Below are 18,862 nucleotides of genomic sequence, written 5' to 3'. Positions count from 1 at the left end.
GGCAGCTCCGCACACCCGTCGGGCCCGCCCACCGCGGTGGACGGGCCCGGCGGGCGCGGGGTGGGTCAGCGCACGTGGACCGTCACCGTGACGGTCTTGAGGACGGCGGGCAGCTTCGTCGTATCGACCTTCAGGATCTCGCCGCTGTCGGTCAGACCCGTGGGCGGCAGCGTCTTCTGGTGGACGGTCCACTTCCCGTCCGGGTCGACGACGATGCTGTCGATGCCGAAGTCGTCGTCGTTGGCCAGGTACAGCGTCCGGCCGCCGTCGGTGGTGGCGACGCCCTCGACCTTGTCGTGCGCGAAGAACGCGCCGGTGGGGTCGAACTGGCTGACCAGCGTGCCGACGTTGACGTACGGCTGCTTCTGCGCGACGTTGACGCCGGCGGTGGTGAGCGCGGCGAGCGCGGCGTTGGTGCCGCTCGTCCCGGCCAGCGCCTCGGGCGACTTGCCGCCGATCGTCAGACCGCTGACGTCGGTGGCGCCGTTGATGTCGACCTCGTAGAGCGACTTCTGGGCGAACGGCTCGAAGCCGCCGTCGCGCTCGTCGATGAGGAACTTCGTGGCGGACAGCGCGGTGATCTCGCTGTTGGCGGCACCCGTGCTCGCCGGGTTGTCCAGCAGGTACAGGTACTGCTTGGTCCGGTTCGTGCGCAGGTCGACCGTGATGATGCGGGTCGGCGCGACGTTCGCGGCCTTGGTGCTGCCGAGGTCCGGCTGCTGGAGCGCGGACTGCATGACGCCCACGAGGGTCGAGCCGTCCGGCGTGACCGTCAGGCCCTCCATGCCCTTGTTCTTGGCGCGGAAGGCGAGTTCGGCCGGCAGGTACCCGACGACCTTGTGGTACGCGTTGTCCGGGCTGTTCCGGTACGGGGTCAGCCGGCCCAGCTCGTAGCCGTTCCGGTCGAAGTGCGTGATGTACGGGCCGTACTCGTCGGAGACCCAGAACGTGCCGTCGGGCAGCGCCACCAAGCCCTCGGAGTCGTAGCCGTACGGGTCCCTGGCGATGGGCGTGGGCGTGCCGCCGGCCGCGTTCGTCGCGGCGACGTCGTCGATGACCTCGCTCGTGTCGTGCGGCGGACGGCCGCTGTACTTCACGCCGCCGAGGCTCTTCGGCCCCCTGAGGCTGATCTGGTCGACCAGCTCGGCCTTGCCGTCGACGAGCTTGAACTCACCGATCTCGGGCGTGAAGCCGGGCACCATCTCGGACTTGTTGCCGTCGGGGGCGTCGGCGTTCGGGCCGCGGTCGGTGAGGCCGTAGAAGTGGCCCGGCTTGCCCGGCACCGGGGCGAGCGAGGAGCCGTAGCCCTCACCGGAGAGCTCGGTGGTCGTGCCGGCGGGACCGGCGACCTGCCCGAGCGGCGCCAAGGGGGCCCCGTTCGCCCGGGCGTCCTTGAACAGCTCCACCGCGTCGGTGGTGGTGTACGTGAAGGTGTCCGTGCCCGTGAAACCGGAGTCCGGCGTGTACGTGAACGTGCCGTCCGCGGCGATCGTCACCTTGCCGTTGGACGGGGCGGTGTGCCGTACGACGGCGGTCGCGCCGGAGTCGTTGCGCAGCACATCGCCCGTCACCCTGCCGTGCCCGGAGAAGGAGTCGGCGACCGCCCCGAAGTCGTGCGAAGGGGCCCACAGCCAGCCACCGGAATGGGCCGCGGCCGTACCCGTGCCCGCCACGGCGACGGTGGCGCCGATCGCGAGGGCGAGCCGGATGCGCTTGCGAGAGAAGCGTCTTGAAGTCATACCCCTGAACCTGGCGGTATGTGGTGAACCGTGGGCCCTTCGCCGGTGAACCGATGGTTCACAAAGAACCCGCTCTTCACCAAAACGGCACGACCGGCGTACGTGTTCCCCCGGCCGGTGACCGCGGGAACACCTACGCCGGTCACTCCGTCAGATCAGCCGCATCAGCCCCCAGCCGCCCAGGAATGTGCTGCCCTGGGGGAGGTTGACGGCGGCGGCGGTGATGAACCGGGTCCCCTTGGCCACCGGCCCCGAAGCACCGCCCGGGACGACCCAGACCGCGCCCGAGTACATGTTCTCGCCGACGGCGCTCACGATCCGCCGGAGTTGCCTGTTGCCGACGCCGGTTGTCGTCGGCGCGGCAGACCGGGCCGGACACACGCCTCACGTCGCCTTGTCCCGTCGCGGCCACTGCCGCAGCCTCACGAGGGCCCGCTCCTTGCGGAGGCGGGTTGCCGAGGTCCCGCCGGGGCTCGTCATGAGCGCCGTGAGCGGGGTCCACCGGCTCCGCCCGTTGTGCGCCGTCCACCGCACGGCGGGGAAGTCCGTGATGTCCGTGACGCGCGCTCGGTCGACGGTCCGCGTACGCAGGTAGCCGCGGACCACCATCCGCGTGTGCGCGTACGTCACGTCGAGTCGGTATCCCCGCACCGCCAGGACCGCGAAGGCGATGGCGGCCGCCGTCGCCACGAGCCGTGACAGCGTGCCGCCTGCCTGCGTCGCGTACACCAGGGCGGCGACCGCCGGAACGGCCCCCAGGCCGCCGTTGGCCAGGCGGTTCGGCGTCGACAGCGATGGTTCCATGACGTTCCCCGGGTGTCCGCGTCCCCGGCGCAGCCTACCGCCGGCGTCTCATGGCGGAGCCGCAACGCGACGAGGCTCCCGTGGGCGGATGCCGTGGCCGGAGGCCGCTCGACCCACGGGAGCCTTTGTGCCACCGCCGTCAGTTGACGACGGCGATGTACTGCCAGGCGCTGTAGGTCTGGGCGTTGTACACGGTGCTGTACAGGAAGCGCACCCGCACCCGGCTCTGGTTCATGCTGCCGAGCGACGTGGTGTACGTCGCGGCGCTCTTCGAGTTGAGCTTCACGCAGCTGTCCCAGTTGACGTCCCCGAGCCACGCGCCGCGGGTCAGCGTCTGCCGCTGGATCCTGACGCACTGGCCGGGGGCGGCCGGGGCCACGTCGACGGCGAACCTCGCCGAGGACGTGTGGCGGTACACCTTGTAGGTCCGGCCCTTGTACACGGACGTCCTGAAGTAGCCGCCCGCCGAGCCTTGGATCAGCGCGCTCGTCTTCGTGCCCACGGAGACCGAGGCCGGCGTGGAGCGCGCGTCGCCGGCGAAGGTGGCCGAGAACCTGGTGCTCCGGCTGACCACGTACGTGCCGGAGATGTTGCCGTTCTTGTCGACCTTGCCGGTCCTGATGGTGACCCGCTTGCCGTTGACCGGCGTCGCGTACAGCCCGACGGTGCGCCCCGTGTAGGTCGTGCCCAGGTGGGCCGTGACCTTGGCCTTCGCCTTGTAGCCGTAGAGCGAGCGGTCGGTCTTGAGCGTGAGCTGGGACGTCTGCCGCCTCATGTTCACACTGGTGGTGGCCGTGGCGCCTCCGAGCAGGGTGCTGCCCGGGTAGGTCACCTGGACCTCGTACGTGCCCTCCGCGTGGATGTTCAACGGGACGGTGAAGTGCCCCGCGGTGTCGGTCGTCACCACCGGCGTCGCCGGCGTGGCGGACCCGCCGTTGAGGGGGTTGAGGGTCAGCCGGACGCCCAGCTTCTGGCCCTTCGGGACCGGCAGGCCGTCGGGGACGACCAGCTGTCCCGCGATGGCGACACGGTTCACCTTGCCCAGCTCGAACCTCGGCGCCTTGACCGCGAGTCGCACCAGCACCTTGTGGCGCACGAAGCGGATCACGCGGCTGCCGTCGGAGGGAAGGTGGGTGCTGTCGCCCAGGTAGGCGGCCGTGTAGGCGTAGTTGCCGGCCGGCTGCGAGTCGCTGAACGTCCACGAGGCGCCGAGGGCGTCGAGCGGGGTGGTGGCGACCGTCCCCACCACCTTGGTGGTGCCGTTCGGGTTCTTGCGGGTGATCTGCACCTTGGCCCCTGCGGGCGCGCAGTAGAGAGTGCCGCTGAGCTTCCCGGTCTGGCCGACGAAGACCTGGACCGGGGTGCCGTCGTCTCCCCACGGGGAGACCTCCGAGAAGGGGCCGTTGAAGAGGTAGGTGGTGACCGAGGGACCAGTGCCCGTGGGCGTGGCGCAGGACTTCGGGGGTTCCCAGCCGTCGGCGACGGCCGTGCCCGGAGAAGCGGACAGAATCATTCCGGCGGCGACCGCTATGCCGGTGGCGGAGGAAAGGACTCTCGCTCGCATAGGTACCTCCTTTTGAACGAGGTCTTCATTTGACCAGCACAGCGTAGTAATTGCGCCCCTTAATGGAGACCTCGCGTATTCGATGCAGGTGTCACAGTTCCATAACTGACTGAGTGTCAGTGAACGAGGGGTTGCCGACCGCCACGGACTGCCGACCGGAGGCCGAACATCCGCACGGATTGGGTGAGTTCGACCGCTCGGAGCCGGTCGGCACGCAGTGGTCCCATACCCTCTGCCGAAAGTCCCGGGAAATAAATCGCCCGGCTGTACAACCCTCGGCCGCTTTCATGAATCACATATCCAGGGCGACTGCGTGCCGGGCAGTCGGGCACGAAAAAAGGACTTCGGCGAACAGGATCGGCAGATCCCGTCCGGGCGCGCAACGCGATCACGGGTGCAAAAGGAGACGGGGCTCCCGTGGGCGGATGCCTCGGCCGGCCGCGCGACCCACGGGAGCCCCGTATCGGGGGTTGTGCGATGTGCCGTCAGGCGACCGCTGTCAGCTGACGACCGCGATGTACTGCCAGGCGCTGTAGGTCCAGGCGTTGTAGTCCGGGACGTTGTACACGCCGTCGTACAGGAAGCGCACCCGCACCCGGCTCTGGTTCATGCTTGCCAGCGGCATGCTGTAGGTGGCGGCGCTCTTGGAGTTGAGCTTCACGCAGACGTCGTGGTTGACGTCTCCGAGCCACACGCCGGCCGTCAGCGTCTGCCGCTGGACGTGGACGCACCTGCCGGGGGCGGCCGGGGCCACGTCGACGGCGAATTTCGCCGAGGACGTGTGGCGGTAGACCTTGTAGGTCTGGCCGCCGGAGACCGACGTCTTGAGGTAGCCGCTCGCCGTGCCGTGGATCAGCGCGCTCGTCTGCGTGCCCACGGCGGCCGAGGCGGGGGCGTAGCGCGCGTCGCCGGCGAAGGTGGCCGAGAACTTGGTGTTCCGGCTGACCACGTAGGTGCCGGAGAGGTTGCCGTTCTTGTCGACCTTGCCGGTCTTGATGGTGACCCGCTTGCCGCTGACCGGCGTCGCGTACAGCCCCACCGTCCGGCCGGTGTAGGTCGTGCCCAGGTGGGCCGTGACCGTGGCCTTGGCCTTGTAGCCGTAGAGCGAGCGGTCGGTCTTGACCGTGAGCTGGGGCGTGAGCCGCTTCATGTTGAGATCCGCGGTGGCCGAGGCACCCCCCAGCAGGGTGCTGCCCGGGTAGCTCACCTGGACCTGGTACGTGCCCTCCGTGCGGAGGTCCATCGCGAGGGAGAAGTGTCCCGCGGTGTCGGTCGTCACCGCGGGGGCCAGCGGCGTGCCGACCGCGCCGCTGTGGGGGTTGAGGGCCAGCCGGACGCCCAGCTTCTGGCCCTTCGGGATCGGCAGGCCGTCGGGGACGGTCAGCTGTCCCGCGACGGTGACGTGGTTCGCCTTGCCCAGCTCGAACCTCGGCGCCTTGGCCGTCAGAGTCATCGACACCTTGTGGCGCACGAAGCGCATCACGCGGTTGCCGTCCGAGGGAAGGTAGGTGTCGTCACCCAGGTAGGCGGCCGTGTAGCTGTAGTCGCCGGCGGGCTGCGAGTCGTTGAACGACCACGAGGCGCCGAGGGAGTCGACCGGGGTCGTGGTGACCGTCCCCACCACGCTGCTGGTGCCGTTCGGGTTCTTGCGGGTGATCTGCACCTTGGCGTCCGCGGGCGCGCAGTACAGATAGCCGGCGAGCGTCGCGGTCTGGCCGACGAAGGACTGGACCGGGGTGCCGTCGTCTCCCCACGGGGCGGTCTCCTGGAAGGGACCGTTGTAGAGGTACGTGGGGACCGAGGGACCGGTGCCCGTCGGTGCGGCGCAGGACTTCGGGGGATGCGTGCCGTCGGCGAAGGCCGTGCCGGGAGAAGCGGACAGAACCATTCCGGCGGCGACCGCTATGCCGGTGGCAGCGGAAAGGACTCTCGCTCGCATAGGCACCTCCTTTTCAACGAGGTCTTCATTTGACTCGCACAGCGTAGTGATCGCGCCCCATTCGCCAACCCGGATATTCGTTGCCGGTGTCACAGTTCCGTAACCGAGTGGGTTTGGGTGAACGGAAGGTTGCCCAACTGCCTCCAGGTGGTGATCGGAGTCTTGACTTCCGCTCGGAATAGGTGATTTCGACCGCTCGAAGCCGGTCGGCGCGCCTCGCGGAAGAGCTGTGGTGCAGCCACTCACGCCCTTTACCAAAAGGCGGGAGAAATAAATCGCCCGGCCGTACAACCCTGGACCGCTTTCATGAATCAGATATCCCGGACGACTGTCTGCGGGGCGGTCGGGTACGAAAAAGGGGACTCAGCGAGCAGTGTCGGCAGATCCCGTCCGGCCCCCGGGACCGCGGTGGTGGCCGCGCTGACGGGTGGTGTCGTCGCGGGATCCACCGCGTCGGTGTCGGCGGCGACGTCGTGCGCGACGAACGCCTACACCCGGCAGTTCTTCGCGAACACCGGCTTCTCGGGCGCGGCAACCTTCCCCGCGGGCGTGCTGTCGCCCTTCACCCGTGCGGTCTTCCGCTTCCACGCCGACCCGGGGACGGCGCAGGTCGCCCCCGGCGTGCTGAGCCGCTTCCTGATCGGAGGCCTCGACACGCACGGCAGGGCGAAGCCGCTCAGCACCACCCCGGTCGGCCTGTTCATGGACCGCGCCGACCCGCACTACGGCGTGCCGTACAGGGCCGATACCGCGAAGACGGTGCAGGCCTGGTACTCCACCGACAACGGCAAGAACTGGCACGGCCTGCGCGTCACCCACACCGGTTCGACCTGGTCGACCAACGTCCCGAATCCCGCCGCGGGCAAGGTCTCGCTGAGTGCGAAGGTCACGGACGTGGCGGGCAACAGCGTGCAGACCTATGCCAACCAGGCTTACGCCGTCCTCGGCTGACCCAGTGGCGGCATCGAGCCGTCAGCGGTGTTGAAGACCGTCGCGCTCTCGGCGACGGCCCGGCGAAGGCGCCGGACGGAAGGGGTGCCCCAAGACACGGGGCACCCCTTCTTCGTGCCTAGTGGCCCCGTGCTTCCCCGCGGTCCCCGCCTGATTGGATGCCTCCATGACGGATTAGTCGCAACTGAAGCACGCCTATGGATCGGCGCAAGACATCCCGGTCCTGTTCGAACGGCTCGAATGCGAGCCGAGCGAAGACGTGTGGAGCGACCTGTGGTCGCGTCTGTGCCATCAGGGCAGCGTCTACTCGGCGAGCTTCGCTGCTCTCAGCAAGCTCGCCGATGTGGGGAGCAAAGCCGGGCAGGCGGGAGACGATGCCCTGATCCTGGCCGGAGCAATCGTCGCCGCGGCGGACGGGGACACGCGTCGCGACCACATCGACGACATCGACCGCCTCCGGTCTCTCGCTCGCGAGCGCATTCGACGGCCTGCCGAGCCCGGCCCCTACATCTATCTGCTCCAGGCCGCCATGGCCCTCGACAACGTTCCGGTCTGGTCAGAAGCCCTGGAGGGCCTGGCCGACGAGACGTATGAGGTCTTCTGCCCTGAGTGCGAGATGGGCGTGTTCATCGCCATCGGCGAGGCAGGCTACTTCTCCGCCGTTGGTGACCACGAACCCGGAGACCCGGACGTGAAGCCCCTCCGTCCCGCTGAGCCGGCCGATCTGTCAGGGCCTGCGCGGCTGCTGTACGACGCGGCATGTGAGGCGGGAATCGCATCGGTCATGGTCGCCCTCACCCACCTTTTCGGCACCGGGACGTGCGGCGAGTGCGGCGCCGAGTTCGTGGTCGCGGAGCAGGTGGCCGAGCACGGCGGCGCCTGATCTGGCTCCTGTGGCGACGGGTGCCCGGACGAATTGCCGCGTGCACTCGGACTTCCGCTGTAGGCCGCGGCCAACCGACCTGTCGGGCACGTATCGGGCACGAGTGCGCCAGGAGTTCAGGCGCGCTCACCGTGGGCGGCCCGCTGCGCCGTCGCGTTCCGGGCGTGTGCCTCGCGTCGCAAACGACTTTCGTAGTCGGCGATCTGATGCCGCACGGGTCGGCTGGTAGCTGTCCGGATCAGCCGCTCGTTCTCGCGGTCCACGAGGAACGGGCCGTTGCCCCCGGGACGAGCGGGCTGACCGCTCGACAATGGACCGACGGCACCCCAGTGGACGACCCAGCCGAACGACACTGCTTGGACGCGAAGGATTCCCAGCTCGCAGTCGACGTGGCCGCGCGAGTCTTCGATCTCGGCCTGCACGAGCCGGCGGGCATCGTCTTCATCAGCACCGCTCGATGGTGACGCGGAAGCGGACCACTGCTTGAGGAGCGGCGTGGGCCGGTCCACAGCGTGACCCGCGGATTCCCGGCCTTGGACGGAGTGGGCAGCGCGTCCCTCCACGCCCCGCGATTCCCCCGGAAACCCTGCCCGTTCCGGCACGAGCGCAGCGTTAGGCTCCGCCTTCGGCTTGGAATGGGGGGCAGGGACGTCATGTGGGACGGGCCTTTTTACCGTGTGCAGCGGGACGGGTACGAGATCTGTTTCGTGCCCCACGCGGGCGAAGCGCTTGAGGATGTCTGCAACGTCGACATGTGGGTGACCTTCGCGGACGGGCTCCGGTGGTCAGGGACCATCTTCACGCTCGCGGAGGTCCAAAGGCTCATGGGCCGGTGGGCGACGACAGGGGAGGAGCTGGGAGGAAGCTTCTTCACCTGCTGGGACGGGCTCATCGTCCGTGACGCCGGCATACCGGCCATGGTGAGAGTCGTGGATCACCTGGTCCAAGCAGGCAGGTACGAGACCGTGTTCCGCTCCGTAGGCCGCGCGGACTCCGACGTGGACTGATCGCCTCGATGCGAACTCCGGGCGCGACGGTTGCCGAGGGCCGATTGGCCGGCCAGGTGGGGGGCCAGAAGACTTACCCGGTTGACTGCGGTCTGCGCGGTTGCTGTACTCCGCTGCTGTACGGCGACTTCGGAGGACCCGTGACCGCACTGCCGGCAAGCGTGGACCGCGACATCCTCGACCGCCGGATCGTCCTTGCGCTCAAGACGATCTGCGAAACGTTGGGCTGCACCATTCATGAAGCCATCGACGTGTTCGCAGTCCGGTATGAAGAGCTGCGCCGTGACCGTCCGGACGACTTCACTGTCGGGCCCGAAGAGTACGGCCGGGGCTTCTACTCCCGATCCGCGGCGTACCAGTCCGGAAGACGACGTATGCGGACGGCCGCTGACCTGACGACTCCATGACTTGTGGTCCGCGTGAGTTCCAGCAATGTCCCGCCGTACGGGCACGCAACTCAGCGTGGGAGTTCAAGGACCGTGGAGTTCGGTCTCCCACGCCTGGAACGGCGGCTCAGCCTCGTAGCCCGGGTCGCAGTAAGCACGAATCCACTGGGCGGCACGGTATTGCGCCTCTCCGTCGTTCAGCACCTCCCCGTCCTCGTCGACCTCCAGAACGTTGCCGTAGATCGCGAAGACCATCTCCAGGGCAGAGCCGTACTGGAAGAGGGCCGGCCGGTAGTCGATGCCGTCGAGCAGGTCGACGTCCAGGGTGCCATTCGCCAGGTAGAAGGCGAAGAACCGGAGTGATGCGCGCACGTCGACAGGAAGATGCCCCATCCGCACATCATGCATGTCCTCACCCGTGCGACCGGGCTGTTCTTGAATCGTCCGAGGCCTGCCCCCGGGTGCGAACCAGGGGCGTGGTGGTCGCTGAGGTCTCCCGGGCCGGCCGACCGGCCGCCTGCGTGCAGCAACGGCGGTCGTCGTTGGCCGCGTGGTGCAGGACCCTCACACCGCCAAGATCGGCACGGATCTCCCGTATTGCGCCTGTGACCGTGAATGACGGCCGCGGGTTTACGAGTTCCCTGTCGATGGCGGACCCGCCCAGCCGACGATGAGTCGACCCTTTGACCCGTGCTCGTCAGCAAGAGCCCCTGCCCGTACAGCGTTTCCTCTGCCGGATCTGAGCTGCTTGCCCGGACGGTGAACCGTGGCGAGGACGCGCTCGGCTGTCAATCGGCCTCGGTCTCGGATGCGTCGAAGCGTGAGCGGTTCTCTTGAATCTCGTCGTGATGGGTTCCGGCCCAGTCGGTCAGTGCGATCACGGCCTCGAGCAGGGTGGAGCCGAGGGGGGTGAGCGCGTACTCCACGCGCGGCGGGACTTCGGGGTGGGAGGTGCGCGTGACGAAGCCGTCGCGGCGCAGGTGACGCAGCGTGACAGTCAGCATGCGCTGTGAGATTCCCGGTACGGCGTGCTGCAGGTCGGTGTAGCGCAGAGGGCCGTTTTCCAGGGAACCGACCACCAGGACCGTCCACTTGTCGCCGGCCCGTTCCACGATCTTCCGGATGGCCTCGCCCCGTTCTGATGGCCAACGGGAACAGGGCCCCGGCAGAACGATGCCCGGCGCGTGACCTTTGGCAGCACCCATGGCGCGCCTCGCCCCCTGCTTACGCACACGCGTGTGCCTTTTGTACCGGTGACCATGCTGACCCACGATGGGACGACATACAAGCCGTGAGAAGCCTGGCCAGAGGCATGCCCAGGCAATGGCAGGTCATGAAGGACCGAGGCCGGGGTGCGTGATCATCTCAGGCGGGAACCGACACAAGAAGGAATTCGTCATGACTGACACCAGTGCATCATCTCTGATATCCGATTCCGTGGAATACGGCACCTTTCTCCCGCTGGATGTCCACTTCGACGACCTTGATCCCTACGGGATGCTGCACAATTCCCGATACACCGTGATGGTCGAACGTGCCTGGAACACATATGCATTGAGTCTGGGCTTCGGAGCACCCGACGAGGCTGTGCCGACGTTCTACGTCGTGAAGGCGGTCTCCATCGTGTTCGACCTTCCCTTGACCGGCGCCGGGGCAATCGCTGTCCACCTCTGGACGGAGCGGGTGGGACGTACATCGGCGTCGATCGGCTTCCGCGTATGCAGTCGTGATGGCAGCAGCACGTACGCACATGGGACGCGGACCATCGTGAACGTCAGCGGGGAGACGATGCGACCCACCGAGTGGTCCGAGAGCCATCGAGCGGGTTTCGAGCGAATCCAGGGCCCTGAAGCCTGAAGACACCCACCCGACGAAGTCCGAGGCCGGTGAGTGGGACGCCGCGCTGCCGGCCTTCCTCCGCACGGAGCTGCGACGCCACCTCGACTGGTACGCCGAGAAGGGCGCCGATGGTCCGCGAGCGGCGTGCGGCGGCAGATGACACGGCATCTGGCACGGATCCGGCACGAGACACTTGATCCGGTCCGGACAACAAAGAAGCCCCGGGCGGTTCGCCTGGGGCTTTCTGCTGGAGCGGGTGACGGGAATCGAACCCGCGCTCTGAGCTTGGGAAGCTCATGTTCTACCATTAAACTACACCCGCGTAAGACACCTGTTGAGGCATCTGACCTCGCACACTGTACCCCATGCCCGGCCCCGGACGCATACGCTCCGGGGCCGTCGTGTTGCAGGGCCGGGCTCGGCGGGAGGCGGCCGGACGGCGGCCAGGGCCGCGCCGGGGGCCCGGGTGGGAGTGTGGTGAAGGGGGTGTGGAGGGGCGTTTCACGGAGTGGCGAAGTGTGCGCGGCGGAGGCGATCAGGCGTACGGTGTGGGCCGGTTGGGCCGGGCCGGGGTGGGCGGAGTGCCGTGCGGGGCAGGGATGGGTTCATCCCCTAATGTGGCTTTCGTCGTTGAGGTACCGGGGAGAAGGGGAGCGATGGATCGCACCGTCGTTCGTTGTGCCGGAGGGCACGTTTTCAGCACCGCCACGCTGCCGATGCAGCACTTGGAAGCGGGACGGCTGGGCCCGGGTCGGTTGATCAGGTGCCCGCAGTGCGCGCGCATGCGGAGTGTGGTGCCGGTGTCGGTGGCGGCCGGTCCTGCCGAGGGCGAGAAGTAGGCAGGCCGGACGCGTTCCGGGGCCCGTGGTCGATTCGGACATGGGCCCCATCGCCGCGTAATCTGCTGGTGTGCTGCTCTCAGACAAGGACATCCGGACCGAGATCGACAACGGACGGGTCAGGGTCGACCCGTTCGAGCCGACCATGGTCCAGCCGTCGAGCATCGATGTCCGGCTCGACCGATTCTTCAGGGTGTTCGAGAACCACCGGTACCCGCACATCGATCCGGCCGTCGAGCAGCCGGACCTGACGCGGCTGGTGGAGCCGGAGGGCGACGACGCGTTCATCCTCCACCCCGGCGAATTCGTGCTGGCGTCCACGTACGAAGTGATCTCGCTGCCGGACGACATCGCCTCCCGCCTGGAGGGCAAGTCCAGCCTCGGCCGCCTGGGGCTGCTGACGCACTCGACGGCGGGCTTCATCGACCCCGGTTTCTCGGGTCATGTGACCCTGGAGCTGTCGAACGTCGCGACGCTGCCGATCAAGCTGTGGCCGGGGATGAAGATCGGGCAGCTCTGCCTGTTCCGGCTGACGTCGGCGGCGGAGTTCCCGTACGGGTCGGACAAGCACGGGTCGCGCTACCAGGGGCAGCGGGGCCCGACGCCCTCGCGGTCCTACCTCAACTTCCACCGGACGCAGGTGTGAGCGAATGACCGGATCCGCACGGGAGAACCTGACCTACGAGGCCTTCGGCGACGCCGTGCGCGAGCTGGCGCAGACCATCGCCGACGACGGCTTCGAGCCCGACATAGTGCTGTCGATCGCCCGCGGCGGAGTCTTCGTGGCCGGCGGCCTGGCGTATGCGCTGGACTGCAAGAACATCCACCTGGTCAACGTGGAGTTCTACACCGGGGTGGGCACCACGCTGGAGATGCCGGTCATGCTGGCGCCCGTGCCGAACGTGATCGACTTCTCCGACAAGAAGGTGCTGATCGCGGACGACGTCGCCGACACGGGCAAGACGCTGAAGCTGGTCCACGACTTCTGCGTCGGCCATGTCGCCGAGGTGCGCAGCGCGGTGATCTACGAGAAGCCGCAGTCGCTCGTGAAGTGCGACTACGTGTGGCGCCGCACCGATGACTGGATCAACTTCCCGTGGAGCGTTCTGCCTCCGGTACGTAAGCCGGGGGAGCCGATCACGCCCTCGAAGGATGCCCTCTAGAGGTGGGCCAGGGGCCCCCGGCCCGCCCTGGCCACGAGCGGGCGGACCGGGATGTACCCGGGAGCGCTTGGCGTTACGGCCGATCGGCTACTTGGGGTGCTGCCCGTCGTGGTGGCAGTCCTTGTTGCGTGTGATCGTCGTGGGGTCGGTGGCGCTGTGCGTGGTGGTGTCACCGCCTCCGGTGACGGTGGAGGTGTTCGTGATCCGGTGGTGTGTGTCGCAGCCGCAGGAGACATCGACTTCGAGGGTGATGGGCGGGTAGCTGGCGCCTGCCGCCAGGGCGTCGCTGCGGGTGCAGGTGAGGGTGGCCAGGACGCAGTTCCATCCGGTGCCGGTGATGCTGCGGGCGGTCAGCCCTGGCGGGAGGGTGTCCTGCACGGTGACGGCGCTGCCGTCGGTCGGGCCGGATCCGGTGTTGCCGACGGTGATGGTGTAGGTGCCCGGCCGGCCTTGGGTGAAGTTCCCCGTGTGGGTCTTCGTGATGGCCAGGGCAGGGGTGGGCACGGTGTACGAGATGATCACTTGGCCGTTGCTGTTCGCCGCGCCGATCGTGGACAGCGCATAGCTGGTGCCGGTGCCCGTCGGGTCGGCGAAACTGCTGCCCCCACCGCCTCCGCCTCCACCCGCCGAGATGCCGGTGTTGTTGACGGAGGCGCTGCCGCCGCCTCCGCCGGCGAAGTACCCGCCCCCGCCGCCCCCACCGGAACCGGTCTGGGTGAGGGCGCAACCGCTGCCGATGCTGCCCCCGGTGCCGCCGGTACCGACCGTGGCACCGGAGAACCCGCCCCCCGGCCCCCCGTTCGTGGCCGCGCAGGGCGGAGCGCTGCCCGCGGCCCCGCCGATACCCCCGGTACTGGTCGTGGTGTTGCCACCGGCTCCGCCCTGCCCCGGTGAAGCCCCGGGGCCGACGGCACTTCCCGCGGTGCCGCCGGTGGCATCCGGCGTTGTCCCGCCGTTGCCTCCGTTTCCCCCGGTGGAGCCCGCACCGGTGCCCCCGGAGGCGCCGCCGCCCCCGGCGACCACCAGCAGGGAGCCGCCCGTGGTGACGCTGGACGCCCCACCTCCGCCCGGACCTTCGTTCTGGAAACCAGTGGTCGGGAAGCTCCCGCCCGGCGCGCCGCCGTTGAACCCGCCGGCGCCCCCCGACCCGGTGCCGTTGCAGCCCTTGCCGCCGGTACCGCCGACGTTGATGGTGAAGGTCGTCGGTGCGATGGTCTGCGGGAGGGTGGTGACGACCCGCGCCGCGGACCCGCCGGTCCCTGTGACGGAGCAGGGGGTGCCGCTGTTGTCGGCGCCTCCGGCGCCGTCGGCGGTGATGGTGACAACCGCGTTCGCCGGGACGTTGAGGCTCTGCGGGGCTCCGGTGAAGCTGAAGGTGAAGGACGGGTCGATCGCTCGTGCGGGCACCGGGGTGGTCGCGGGCCTTGCCGCCGTTGGTGCGGCGGTCGCGGGGATCAGCGTGGTACCGGACAGCGCCACGCACAGTCCTGCCACGGCCCCTGCCTGCCGCCACTGCCGACGAGGGCCGACGCCTATTCGGGCTTGACCTCGTCCGATCCGCCCCTCAAAAGGGGGGTGATGCGGGGCACGATGCTTGATCACCGATGTCTCCTGACTTCCTGACTGTGAGGGGCCCTTCTTCGCCGTGCCGCAGCCCGGCGAGGCACCGTCGGTGATCACTCATTGTTATCCGAATTGCATCAACGTGCACGATGAGTAGCGCTTCATGTCCGACGGCACCGCGCTTCCCCGCGGGGTGCGCACGGGTCGCCCGCCTACCCCGAGGCCGGTGCCGGCCCCGGCACCGTCAGGACGCGGGGAAGGCCATGGGTACCTACCGACAGGCCGTTGTGGACCTGGATGCCTCAGCGGAGGAGGCGGTGGCGTGGGGCGAGCGTGGCAGGGAGGCCCTGATCCCGATCTGCCAAGCCAGTAGGGCAGTTTGAACTGCGGATACGACGCGGCTCCGACTACCGTCATGAAGTCGACGACGCCTGGGAGCTCTCTGTTTTCCGAGCCGAACACGGAAGGCTGACCCCGCTCGCCGCGCCGCCGTCCACAGGCTGTGGGCGACGGCCCCGGCACGGCGGGGCCGGGACGCAAAGGTCCTGCGGACGTGTTCCCGCGGCCGCGCCCATCGGGCACTATCGGGCGGCATGCGCTCCGATGACTGGCAGATCGCGGAAGACATCGACGACTTTCTCGCCCGGGCCGGGGGCTTCCTGCGTTCGCGGCCCGGCCTGCACACCACGATGCTCAGCACGACCGAGAGGCTGCGCACCCGCGCCTCGGAGGTGCCGGACGCCCAGGGCGCCGTCCTCGGCCTGCTGGAGGACGCGGGCGGGGTCCGCGCGGCGTACTACCGCCTCCCGGCCCGCGGCCTCGGCGTGACCTCGCTGACGCCCGCGCAGGCCGACACCCTCGCCGCCCACCTGGTGTCCCAGGGGCAGTCACTGCCCTGGGTCAGCGCGGACGAGGGCACTGCCGGCGCGTTCGCCGAGGCGTGGCGGCGGCACACCGGCGCGGCGCCCGCGCTCCGCAACCGGCTGTTCCTGTACCGCCTGGGCACGCTCACCCCGCCGGAGCCGTTCCCGGCGGGCCGGGGCCGGCTCGTGGGCGAGCAGGAGCGCGGACAACTCATGCGCTGGTGCGCGGAGTTCGCCGCGGACGTGCGGGAGGACGTCACCATCGACGCGGCTTCCTGGGCCGGTACGCGCTTCGCCGAGAAGCGCTACACGTTCTGGGAGACCCCGGACGGCACGCCCGTCTCGATGGCCGGCGCGAACCCGCTGGCCGGAGGCCAGATCCGGGTGGACCCCGTCTACACCCCGGCCGCTGTGCGCGGTCGCGGCTACGCGGGCGCCGTGACGGCCGAGGTGAGCCGGGCCGCGCTGGCAGCGGGCGCCGAGGAGGTCGTGCTCTACACCGACCCGGCCAACCGCACCAGCAACGCCCTCTACCGGCGCATCGGGTACGAGCTGCTCACCGCATGGGCGGTGTACGACTTCGCGGGTACCGCCTGAAACACGCGGACGGGCGGCCACCCCGAGAGGCGGCCGCCCGTCCGTGCGCGGGTTCCGGGTCAGATCACCGGCAGCTTGAAGAGCACCAGCAGCGCGATCAGCTGGATGGACGCCGCGCCCAGCGCCTTCGGCCAGGGCAGGTCGTGGGACTTGCTCAGCATGGACGTCATCAGCGCGGCGCAGCCGATCCAGGTGGCCCAGCCCAGGACCTGGACGAACATGTTGGCGCTGCCGAGGAAGATCGCGAAGACCAGGCGCGGGGCGTCGGTGATCGACGTGATCAGCATCGCGAGCCCGACGGTGGGCGCCCAGGCGCCGTCGCCGCCGAGCTGGCGGGCGAGGGCGTTGGTGACGGCGCCGAGCATCACGCCGCTGAGGATGACCGCGACGGCGGTGCTGAGCACCCAGGGGATGCTGGTGGAGAGGTTGGCGTCGATCACGTCCTCGCGGGCGGTGTCGAAGCCGAAGACGGCGAGCAGCCCGTAGACGAACGTGACGGTGAGCGCGGGCGCCCACACCTGGTAGTCGCGCATCTGCCAGAAGGTGGCCGACGGGCGCATCACGATGCCGCTGAGCAGCTGCTTCCAGGGCAGCCGCGGGCCCGACGGGGGCGCGGTGGTCTGGCCGGCGCGGTAGGTCGAGATGTTGTCGGGGTGCTCCGTCCCCTGCGGGTCGTAGGCGTCCGGGTCGTCGCCGATGGAGAAGGTGCGGGTGTGCCCGGGGTTGTCGTCGTACGACTGCTGCTGTGCGGGCGAGCCGAAGTACTCGGGCTCGCCGTCGGCGGCCGGCGAGAACCCGTACTGGGGCGGCTGCGGGCCGCCCGGCCGCGTGTTCTGCTGAGGGTGTCCGCCGTACTGCTGATGCGGGTGCTGCACGTCCCCGTCCCGTCCGCGTCCGTAGTCGAATCCAGCCACGTCCTCGAACGTACCCGGTCCGGCCGACGAAGGGCGGGGCCCTGCGCCCGCGGAGGGGCATTGCGGCCAAGCTGTGACAGACGCCGGAGGGCGGCCGGAGGCGCCCGAGGGGCGGTTTTTTCACGAGCGGGGGTGCGACGGCTTAGCGTTCGGTGGCAACGTGATCCGAAGGGACGGGAACCGCCGATGGCCATCAGGGTTGTACCGAACGCAGCACGCCCCCGCGTGCGTCATGCCGCGCGGGTCTGCGCCCGCGTCGCGGCCGGGGCGGCCGCCGCCGGGCTGCTGACCCTCTCCCTGTCGGCGTGCGGTCTGCTGACGACCGATTCCGGCGGCTCCCCGGCGTCCTCGGCCTCGCCGGCGGACGCCGCCTCCCAGGCCTCCGCGGCCGGTGTGCCGACCGCGCCCGACCCCAAGGTGCTGGCCGGGCTGCCGGCCCGCATGGAGGCCGACGGCACGACGATCACCGTCGGCGACCCGGCGGCGCCGAAGACCGTCCACATCTACGAGGACCCGCGCTGCCCGGTGTGCCAGGCCTTCGAGAAGGCGGCGGGACCGCAGTTGGCGGCGCTCGCGGCGGACGGCCGCATCAAGCTCCAGTACACGCTGGCCTCGTTCCTCGACGAGAAGCTGGGCGGCGAGGGCTCCCGGCGGGCCGGGAACGCCCTGCGTGCCTCCGTCGACGCGGGCAAGGGCGCCTTCGCGACGTACCACGAGACGCTCTACGCCCACCAGCCCGACGAGAGCGAGGACGGTTTCACCGACGCGTACCTGCTGGAGCTCGCCGGCGGGGTCGACGGGCTGCGCGGCGCCGCCTTCGACCAGGCGGTGGGCAAGTGGGCCCACAAGGACTTCGTCACCGCCTCCGAGGACGCGTTCATCAAGAGCGGTGCCACGGGCACCCCGTACGTGAAGATCGACGGCGAGGCGGTGCCCCAGGAGGACCTCCAGAAGCTGTTCGACCCGGCGTCGTTCGCGGCGCTGCTGCGGCAGGCCGGGATCGGCGGCTGACAGCCGGCCCCGCGCCACAACGCCGGTGGGCGCGTACGGACTTCCGTACGCGCCCACCGGCGTTGTGGCGTGCGGGGTTACGCCGCGGGCTCGGGCTCCGGCTCCACGGCCGTCTCCTGGGCGCCGTCCGGGTCGAGCGGGGTCTTGACGGACTCCAGCAGCAACTGGGAGACGTCGACGACCTGGAGCGACTCCTTGGCCTTGCCCTCGTTCTTCCGGCCGTTGACGGAGTCGGAGAGCATCACCAGGCAGAACGGGCAGGCGGTGGAGACGATGTCCGGGTTGAGGGACAGTGCCTCGTCCACGCGCTCATTGTTGATGCGCTTGCCGATCCGCTCCTCCATCCACATGCGGGCGCCGCCGGCGCCGCAGCAGAAACCGCGCTCCTTGTGCCGGTGCATCTCCTCGTTCCGCAGACCCGGCACCTTGGCGATGATTTCGCGCGGCGGTGTGTAGACCTTGTTGTGGCGGCCCAGGTAGCAGGGGTCGTGGTAGGTGATGATGCCCTCGACCGGGGTGACGGGGACGAGCTTGCCCTCGTCGACCAGGTGCTGGAGCAACTGGGTGTGGTGGATGACCTCGTACTCGCCGCCGAGCTGCGGGTACTCGTTCGCCAGGGTGTTGAAGCAGTGCGGGCAGGTCGCGACGATCTTCTTCTTCGAGGCGGGGAGCTTGGTGCTCTCGTCCTCATCATCCTCGCCGAAAGCCATGTTCAGCATGGCCACGTTCTCCGAGCCCAGCTGCTGGAAGAGGAACTCGTTGCCCAGGCGGCGGGCGGAGTCGCCGGTGCAGTTCTCCTC

General features: G+C 69.2%; 20 protein-coding genes and 1 tRNA gene. 9 read left to right on the top strand and 12 right to left on the bottom strand.

Annotated elements, in window-relative coordinates:
* Positions 1-65: 65 nt before the first annotated feature.
* The 5 genes from ACIP9H_RS25790 to ACIP9H_RS25770 form a co-directional block, all read right to left on the bottom strand.
* Positions 66-1,739 (bottom strand): esterase-like activity of phytase family protein, encoded by a 1,674-nt coding sequence (locus ACIP9H_RS25790; RefSeq protein ID WP_401588799.1) that lies wholly within the window; start codon positions 1,737-1,739, stop codon positions 66-68.
* Between the two features lie 150 nt (positions 1,740-1,889).
* Positions 1,890-2,054 carry a hypothetical protein gene (locus ACIP9H_RS25785; protein WP_401588801.1) on the bottom strand — a complete coding sequence of 55 codons (165 nt, stop codon included), beginning with the start codon at positions 2,052-2,054 and terminating at the stop codon, positions 1,890-1,892.
* Positions 2,055-2,123: 69 nt separating this feature from the next.
* A complete protein-coding gene (locus tag ACIP9H_RS25780; RefSeq protein ID WP_401588804.1) occupies positions 2,124-2,543 on the bottom strand; it encodes a hypothetical protein in 420 nt (139 codons plus the stop codon).
* Positions 2,544-2,682: 139 nt separating this feature from the next.
* Positions 2,683-4,107 (bottom strand): hypothetical protein, encoded by a 1,425-nt coding sequence (locus ACIP9H_RS25775; RefSeq protein WP_401588806.1) that lies wholly within the window; start codon positions 4,105-4,107, stop codon positions 2,683-2,685.
* 499 nt (positions 4,108-4,606) lie between these two features.
* Positions 4,607-6,046, bottom strand: a complete 1,440-nt coding sequence (locus ACIP9H_RS25770) for a hypothetical protein (RefSeq protein ID WP_401588809.1) — start codon at positions 6,044-6,046, stop codon at positions 4,607-4,609.
* A gap of 411 nt (positions 6,047-6,457) precedes the next feature.
* On the opposite strand from ACIP9H_RS25770, the gene ACIP9H_RS25765 reads away from it, so the two are divergent.
* Together ACIP9H_RS25765 and ACIP9H_RS25760 are read left to right on the top strand one after the other, a co-directional pair.
* The gene (locus ACIP9H_RS25765) at positions 6,458-6,997 is read left to right on the top strand and encodes a hypothetical protein (RefSeq protein WP_401588812.1); all 540 of its coding nucleotides are present in this window, start codon (positions 6,458-6,460) and stop codon (positions 6,995-6,997) included.
* Between the two features lie 259 nt (positions 6,998-7,256).
* Positions 7,257-7,880: a hypothetical protein gene (locus ACIP9H_RS25760; RefSeq protein WP_401588815.1), complete on the top strand. Its 624-nt coding sequence runs from the start codon at positions 7,257-7,259 to the stop codon at positions 7,878-7,880.
* 116 nt (positions 7,881-7,996) lie between these two features.
* Here the strand turns inward: ACIP9H_RS25760 and ACIP9H_RS25755 are convergent, their stop codons facing one another.
* Positions 7,997-8,389 carry a hypothetical protein gene (locus ACIP9H_RS25755; protein WP_401588817.1) on the bottom strand — a complete coding sequence of 131 codons (393 nt, stop codon included), beginning with the start codon at positions 8,387-8,389 and terminating at the stop codon, positions 7,997-7,999.
* Positions 8,390-8,533: 144 nt separating this feature from the next.
* Here ACIP9H_RS25755 and ACIP9H_RS25750 point away from each other — a divergent pair, with 144 nt between their 5' ends.
* A complete protein-coding gene (locus tag ACIP9H_RS25750; RefSeq protein WP_401588820.1) occupies positions 8,534-8,887 on the top strand; it encodes a hypothetical protein in 354 nt (117 codons plus the stop codon).
* 140 nt (positions 8,888-9,027) lie between these two features.
* Positions 9,028-9,294 (top strand): hypothetical protein, encoded by a 267-nt coding sequence (locus ACIP9H_RS25745; protein WP_401588823.1) that lies wholly within the window; start codon positions 9,028-9,030, stop codon positions 9,292-9,294.
* 63 nt (positions 9,295-9,357) lie between these two features.
* Here ACIP9H_RS25745 and ACIP9H_RS25740 read toward each other — a convergent pair whose 3' ends face one another.
* Together ACIP9H_RS25740 and ACIP9H_RS25735 are read right to left on the bottom strand one after the other, a co-directional pair.
* Entirely contained in the window at positions 9,358-9,666 is a 309-nt protein-coding gene (locus tag ACIP9H_RS25740; protein WP_401961101.1) for a hypothetical protein, read from the bottom strand.
* A gap of 395 nt (positions 9,667-10,061) precedes the next feature.
* Positions 10,062-10,478 carry a winged helix-turn-helix transcriptional regulator gene (locus tag ACIP9H_RS25735; RefSeq protein ID WP_401588829.1) on the bottom strand — a complete coding sequence of 139 codons (417 nt, stop codon included), beginning with the start codon at positions 10,476-10,478 and terminating at the stop codon, positions 10,062-10,064.
* A gap of 193 nt (positions 10,479-10,671) precedes the next feature.
* On the opposite strand from ACIP9H_RS25735, the gene ACIP9H_RS25730 reads away from it, so the two are divergent.
* The gene (locus ACIP9H_RS25730) at positions 10,672-11,130 is read left to right on the top strand and encodes an acyl-CoA thioesterase (RefSeq protein WP_401588832.1); all 459 of its coding nucleotides are present in this window, start codon (positions 10,672-10,674) and stop codon (positions 11,128-11,130) included.
* A 230-nt stretch (positions 11,131-11,360) separates the two neighbouring features.
* On the opposite strand, the gene ACIP9H_RS25725 is transcribed toward ACIP9H_RS25730, so the two are convergent.
* A tRNA-Gly gene (locus ACIP9H_RS25725) sits at positions 11,361-11,434 on the bottom strand.
* Between the two features lie 587 nt (positions 11,435-12,021).
* Between ACIP9H_RS25725 and dcd the strand changes: the two genes are divergently transcribed.
* Positions 12,022-12,597 (top strand): dCTP deaminase, encoded by a 576-nt coding sequence (gene dcd, locus ACIP9H_RS25720; RefSeq protein ID WP_319660220.1) that lies wholly within the window; start codon positions 12,022-12,024, stop codon positions 12,595-12,597.
* Positions 12,598-12,601: 4 nt separating this feature from the next.
* Positions 12,602-13,114 (top strand): phosphoribosyltransferase, encoded by a 513-nt coding sequence (locus ACIP9H_RS25715; RefSeq protein WP_401588835.1) that lies wholly within the window; start codon positions 12,602-12,604, stop codon positions 13,112-13,114.
* An 87-nt stretch (positions 13,115-13,201) separates the two neighbouring features.
* Here ACIP9H_RS25715 and ACIP9H_RS25710 read toward each other — a convergent pair whose 3' ends face one another.
* On the bottom strand, positions 13,202-14,593 hold the full coding sequence (locus ACIP9H_RS25710; protein ID WP_401588838.1) for a hypothetical protein: 1,392 nt from the start codon (positions 14,591-14,593) through the stop codon (positions 13,202-13,204).
* A 677-nt stretch (positions 14,594-15,270) separates the two neighbouring features.
* Between ACIP9H_RS25710 and ACIP9H_RS25705 the strand changes: the two genes are divergently transcribed.
* Complete coding sequence (locus tag ACIP9H_RS25705; protein ID WP_401588841.1) at positions 15,271-16,137, top strand: GNAT family N-acetyltransferase; 867 nt, start codon at positions 15,271-15,273, stop codon at positions 16,135-16,137.
* A gap of 59 nt (positions 16,138-16,196) precedes the next feature.
* Here the strand turns inward: ACIP9H_RS25705 and ACIP9H_RS25700 are convergent, their stop codons facing one another.
* Positions 16,197-17,051, bottom strand: coding sequence for a Yip1 family protein (locus ACIP9H_RS25700; RefSeq protein ID WP_401588844.1), 855 nt, complete (start codon positions 17,049-17,051; stop codon positions 16,197-16,199).
* A gap of 225 nt (positions 17,052-17,276) precedes the next feature.
* On the opposite strand from ACIP9H_RS25700, the gene ACIP9H_RS25695 reads away from it, so the two are divergent.
* Positions 17,277-18,062, top strand: a complete 786-nt coding sequence (locus tag ACIP9H_RS25695) for a thioredoxin domain-containing protein (RefSeq protein WP_401588847.1) — start codon at positions 17,277-17,279, stop codon at positions 18,060-18,062.
* Positions 18,063-18,139: 77 nt separating this feature from the next.
* Here the strand turns inward: ACIP9H_RS25695 and ACIP9H_RS25690 are convergent.
* On the bottom strand, positions 18,140-18,862 hold a 723-nt coding region (locus ACIP9H_RS25690), incomplete at its 5' end, for a (Fe-S)-binding protein (protein ID WP_401588850.1).

Origin of the sequence: Streptomyces sp. NPDC088732 (assembly GCF_044751205.1) — a bacterium.
Taxonomy (GTDB): domain Bacteria; phylum Actinomycetota; class Actinomycetes; order Streptomycetales; family Streptomycetaceae; genus Actinacidiphila.
The sequence above is the reverse complement of the archived record's forward strand: the minus strand, read 5'-3'. Positions and strand labels throughout refer to the sequence as shown.